This window comes from Streptomyces kebangsaanensis, assembly GCF_001906585.1.
GTDB classification, from domain to species: Bacteria; Actinomycetota; Actinomycetes; order Streptomycetales; family Streptomycetaceae; genus Streptomyces; species Streptomyces kebangsaanensis.
The window spans coordinates 236981-242439 of record NZ_JUJA01000167.1 but is presented as its reverse complement, the minus strand read 5'-3'; the positions used below and the strand labels follow the sequence as shown (position 1 = coordinate 242439).

The following is a 5459-nucleotide window of genomic DNA, read 5'->3' as shown; positions in this document are numbered from 1 at the left end:
CGGGGGTGCAGGGGGCGGAGCCCCCGCCGGGGTCTGGGGCGGAGCCCCGGGGACAGAACTCTTTTCTCCTGTCGAGTCGGGCGGGCCGGGGCGCAGCCCCGGACAGGGGTCTGGGGCGGAGCCCCAGGGCCGGATGCCCCTCACCCCACAGAGTCGGGCGGGTGGGTGGGCAAGCCCCCCGCAGGCAGCCGGGGACCGACTGTCAGCGGTCCGTGGCAGGATCGGGGACGTGGCAGATACAGCACCGAAGAAGACCGACAGCCCCCCCGGCGGCAGCCGCCCGCGGCTGATGCTCATGGACGGACACTCGCTGGCCTACCGCGCGTTCTTCGCGCTGCCCGCGGAGAACTTCACGACCGCGACCGGGCAGCCGACGAACGCGATCTACGGCTTCGCGTCGATGCTGGCCAACACGTTGCGTGACGAGGCGCCCACGCACTTCGCGGTGGCGTTCGACGTCTCCCGCAAGACGTGGCGCTCGGAGGAGTTCGCCGACTACAAGGCGAACCGCTCCAAGACGCCGGACGAGTTCAAGGGCCAGGTCGAGCTGATCTGCGAGCTGCTCGACGCGATGCACGCCGCCCGCTTCGCCGTCGAGGGGTTCGAGGCGGACGACGTGATCGCCACCCTCGCCACCCAGGCCGAGGCCGAGGGCTTCGAGGTGCTGATCGTCACCGGCGACCGGGACTCCTTCCAACTGGTCAGCGAGCACACCACGGTGCTGTATCCCACGAAGGGCGTCTCCGAGCTGACCCGGTTCACCCCGGAGAAGGTCGTCGAGAAGTACGGGCTGACGCCCGCCCAGTACCCGGACTTCGCCGCCCTGCGCGGCGACCCCTCCGACAACCTGCCCGGCATCCCCGGCGTGGGCGAGAAGACGGCCACGAAGTGGATCAAGCAGTTCGGTTCCTTCGCCGACCTCGTCGAGCGCGCCGACGAGGTCAAGGGCAAGGCCGGGCAGAACCTGCGCGACCACCTGGAGTCCGTCAAGCTCAACCGCCGCCTCACCGAGCTGGAGCGGAACGTCGAGCTGCCCGGGGCGGTCACCGACCTCGCGCGCACGCCGTACGACCGCCAGACCGTCGCGATGATCCTGGACACCCTGGAGATCCGCAACCCCTCCCTGCGCGAGCGCCTCTTCGCCGTCGACCCGGGTGCCGAGGAGGCCGGGACCACCCCGATCGCCGCGGACGGCGTGGAACTGGACGGCACCGTGCTCGGCACCGGCGAGCTGGCTCCCTGGCTCGCCGAGCACGGCACGCAGCCGCTCGGCGTCGTCACCGTCCACGCCTGGGCGCTCGGCGCGGGCTCCGTCGCCGAGGTCGCGCTCGCCGCGCCCGGGGGAGCGGCCGCCTGGTTCGACCCGTCCCAGCTGGACGAGGCCGACGAGGGCGCGTTCGCGGACTGGCTGGCCGACGCCGGCCGGCCCAAGGTCTTCCACGACGCCAAGAGCGCGATGCGGGTCCTCGCCGAGCACGGCTGGCGCGTCGAGGGCGTCACCATGGACACCGCGCTCGCCGCCTACCTGGTCAAGCCGGGCCGCCGCTCCTTCGCCCTGGACGCGCTGTCCCTGGAGTACCTGCACCGCGAGCTCGCCCCCGCCGCCCAGGCCGACGGCCAGCTCGCCTTCGGCACGGACGAGGGCGCCGAGGCCGAGGCCCTGATGATCCAGGCCCGCGCCGTCCTCGACCTGGGCGAGGCCTTCGAGGACCGCCTGCGGGAGGTCGGCGCGGCGGAACTGCTGCGCGACATGGAGCTGCCCACCTCCGCGCTGCTCGCCCGCATGGAGCGCCACGGCATCGCCGCCGACCGCGCCCACCTCGAAACGATGGAGCAGATGTTCGCCGGGGCGGTGCAGCAGGCCGTGAAGGAGGCGCACGCGGCGGCCGGGCACGAGTTCAACCTCGGCTCGCCCAAGCAGCTGCAGGAGGTCCTCTTCGGCGAGCTCGCCCTGCCGAAGACCAAGAGGACCAAGACGGGCTACACCACCGACGCCGACGCCCTGGCCTGGCTCGCCACCCAGACGGACAACGAGCTGCCGGTGATCATGCTCCGCCACCGCGAGCAGGCCAAGCTCCGCGTCACCGTCGAGGGCCTGATCAAGACCATCGCCGCGGACGGCCGTATCCACACGACCTTCAACCAGACGGTCGCCGCCACCGGCCGTCTGTCCTCCACCGACCCCAACCTGCAGAACATCCCCGTCCGCACCGACGAGGGCCGGGCCATCCGCCGCGGCTTCGTCGTCGGCGAGGGCTTCGAGTCCCTGATGACCGCCGACTACAGCCAGATCGAGCTGCGCGTGATGGCCCACCTGTCGGAGGACGCGGGCCTGATCGAGGCGTTCACCTCCGGCGAGGACCTGCACACCACGGCCGCCTCCCAGGTCTTCGGCGTCGACCGCTCGGCCGTGGACCCGGAGATGCGCCGCAAGATCAAGGCGATGTCGTACGGCCTGGCGTACGGGCTGTCGGCCTTCGGCCTCTCCCAGCAGCTGAACATCGAGGCGGCCGAGGCCCGCGCCCTGATGGACGCCTACTTCGAGCGCTTCGGCGGCGTACGGGACTATCTGCGCCGCGTGGTCGACGAGGCGCGGGCGACCGGCTACACCGAGACCCTCTTCGGCCGCCGCCGCTATCTGCCCGACCTCAACAGCGACAACCGCCAGCGCCGTGAGATGGCCGAGCGGATGGCCCTCAACGCGCCGATCCAGGGCACGGCGGCGGACATCGTCAAGATCGCCATGCTGCGCGTGGACCGGGCCCTGCGCGAGGCCGGTCTCGCCTCCCGGATGCTGCTGCAGGTCCACGACGAGATCGTCCTGGAGATCGCTCCCGGCGAGCGCGCGGCCACCGAGGAGATCGTCCGTCGCGAGATGTCCGGCGCGGTCCGGCTCAGGGCCCCCCTGGACGTCTCGGTGGGCGTGGGCCCGGACTGGGAGTCGGCGGCGCACTGACCGGTTCCGCACCGCGGGGGCCCGTCACTCACGTGGCCCCCGCAGAGACGCAGTCGTCACCCATGCCCGCCAGGATGCGGGCATGGGTATACGCATGCTCAACCGCCGCCCGGCGGTGATCCGGGCGGACGTCGGCGAGGACTCCGCCGAGCCGCCGCCACCGGTCCCGCTCTTCGTGGCCGACGCGAGCACCGCCCGCGTCCCCACCGGCCCGACGACAACCCTGCGCCGCGCCGCGCGGGACCTCGGCCGCCGGCTGACGCGCGGCGGGCCCGCCCGCGGGGAGACGTCCCCCTGGTGCCTGTGGGCCGACGTCGCCCGCGGCTACCTCGCGCTCCTCCTCGCCCGCCTGCCCCGGCCGGGCCCGGCGCGGCACGTCACCGTCTTCGTCGCCACCCCGGCCCCCGCCCCCGTCAGCGACCGCTCCGAAGGCCCGCCCCCACACCGGCCCCGTCAGGACCGGGGTCACCGGCAGGATCCCGAGCCGGACGCCACGCCCTGACCGCGGCGGCGTACACCAGCAGCCCCACCACCAGGCCCGCGCCCGCACCGAAGCACAGCGTCGGCACCACGTCCCGCACCCTGGCCCCGATGCCCGCGCCCGCCCCGGCCTCCCGCAGGACGGACCAGGCCCTGGCGAGCCGCTGCACGGCCCCGGTCGCCGCGCAGCCGACGATCACGGTCCCGGCCCACCACCGGTCCCGTACCGACAGCACGGGCATCCCCGCGGGCTCGCCCGCCGGCGCCCGCCGCAGCGCGTGGAACAGGAAGGCGGCGATCACGACCGCCGCCACCGCCGAGCTGCCGTACTGCAGGTACGTGTAGACCGGCAGGCCCGCCACCAGCTGCCCGAGCACCGGGAACTGCCGCATCCCCCACCGGCCGGGATGGGTGAACTCGTCCCACACCACGTGCGTCAGCGCGCCCAGCGCGGCGGAGACGTACCACCACGCCACCGAGGAAGCCTCCACACGCGCGCGTGGCGTCCCGCACCGCACCAGTGCCGCCGTACGCCCCTGGAGCGGGCGCGGCAGCAGCGCCACCAGCGGCTCACGCACCACCAGCCACAGCCCCACCAGCGCCCAGGCGACGAGCACGTCGAGCGTGAGCACCCCGGGAAGGGAGTGCGTGACCGCGCCGAACTCCATCGCGCCGGGCACGGCACCCGCCGCGTAATAGGTCATGTCGGGCGCGAAGGAACCCGCGACGAGCACCGCCGGCACCAGCCGGCCCCGCCCCGTCCCGTCGCCGCGCACCGCGGGCAGCACGGCCGCCGCATGACTGAGGGTGAACGGCAACGGAGCTCCTTCCAACGGCTGTTGACGTCACAGTATGCGGGACGCACCCATGTGGCCTCCGCGTAACGCCTTACGTGGAACATCGTGCCCAACCGGTGAAAACCGGACACGAACAGGTGTCGGAGGAAAGGAAGTTGTCGTAGGGTCACCTGCACAGACGGACACCCGGGTGTTCACGGGAGGGGTTCACTGCATGGCGGCGCACTTCGGCGGCGGGTTGCGCAAGGGGGCGGCGACCACGGTCGTGGCCGCAGCGGTGGTCGCGGCTCTCTCCGCGTCCCAGGCTCCCGGGGTCACGGTCGACGGCCACGGCAGACAGTCCGCCGCCGAGGCGACCCCCACCGGGCCCGGGGCGGACACCGACGGCGCCGCGACCGGCAACTCGCCGTACTACACGGAACTGCCGCCCCTCAACAGCCCCAGCCCCGCGCCCACCACCGGCGCTCCCGCCGGCACCCCTGCCGGCACCCCCGTCGTCCAGGGACCGGCCGAGGCCGGCATACCCGCCACCGTCCTCGACGCCTACAAGAAGGCCGAGGCGGAGCTGCGTGCCGCCAAGCCCGGCTGCAACCTGCCCTGGCAGCTGCTCGCCGCCATCGGCAGGGTCGAGTCCGGCCACGCGCGCGGCGGCAACGTCGACGCGGACGGCACCACTGTCTCCCGGATCACCGGCCCCCCTCTCGACGGCAACGGCTTCGCCCACATCAGCGACACCGACCACGGCGCCTACGACGGCGACAGCGTGTACGACCGGGCGGTCGGCCCCATGCAGTTCATCCCGTCCACCTGGGCCTGGGCGGGCCGCGACGGCAACGGGGACGGCAAGAAGGACCCCAACAATGTCTACGACGCCGCCCTCGCCGCCGGCCACTACCTGTGCCGCTTCGGCTGGGACCTGTCCAGCGCCGCCGACCTCGAGCGGGCGATCCTCAGCTACAACAACTCGCGGGACTACCTGAACACCGTCCTGTCCTGGCTGGAGTACTACCGCAAGAACACCCACTCGGTACCGGACGGCACGGGCACGCTGCCGTCCCGGCGCAGCGACGAGACGGCCGGGGCGGGCACCGGCCCGTCCGCCGGCACGTCGATCCCCGCACCCGGCAAGCGGGCGAAGCCGGGCGGCGGCGGTACGACGAGCCCGAGCCCGAAGCCTCCGGCACCGGCCAAGCCGAGCAAGCCCTCCAAACCGAGCAAGCCCTCCA

At 73.3% G+C, this 5459-nt stretch carries 3 protein-coding genes and 1 pseudogene; 3 read left to right on the top strand and 1 reads right to left on the bottom strand.

The window, feature by feature from the left end; all coding sequences use genetic code 11:
• Positions 1-229: 229 nt before the first annotated feature.
• Positions 230-2956 (top strand): DNA polymerase I, encoded by a 2727-nt coding sequence (gene polA / locus RH94_RS35915; RefSeq protein ID WP_073952482.1) that lies wholly within the window; start codon positions 230-232, stop codon positions 2954-2956.
• 82 nt (positions 2957-3038) lie between these two features.
• On the top strand, positions 3039-3458 hold the full coding sequence (locus tag RH94_RS35910; protein WP_234426274.1) for a hypothetical protein: 420 nt from the start codon (positions 3039-3041) through the stop codon (positions 3456-3458).
• On the opposite strand, the gene RH94_RS35905 is transcribed toward RH94_RS35910, so the two are convergent.
• Positions 3370-4254 carry a DUF4184 family protein gene (locus RH94_RS35905; protein ID WP_073952481.1) on the bottom strand — a complete coding sequence of 295 codons (885 nt, stop codon included), beginning with the start codon at positions 4252-4254 and terminating at the stop codon, positions 3370-3372. The two genes, RH94_RS35910 and RH94_RS35905, sit on opposite strands and share 89 nt — an antisense overlap.
• 193 nt (positions 4255-4447) lie before the next feature.
• Between RH94_RS35905 and RH94_RS45710 the strand changes: the two are divergent.
• Positions 4448-5459: pseudogene (locus tag RH94_RS45710) on the top strand (lytic transglycosylase domain-containing protein); the annotation flags it as partial.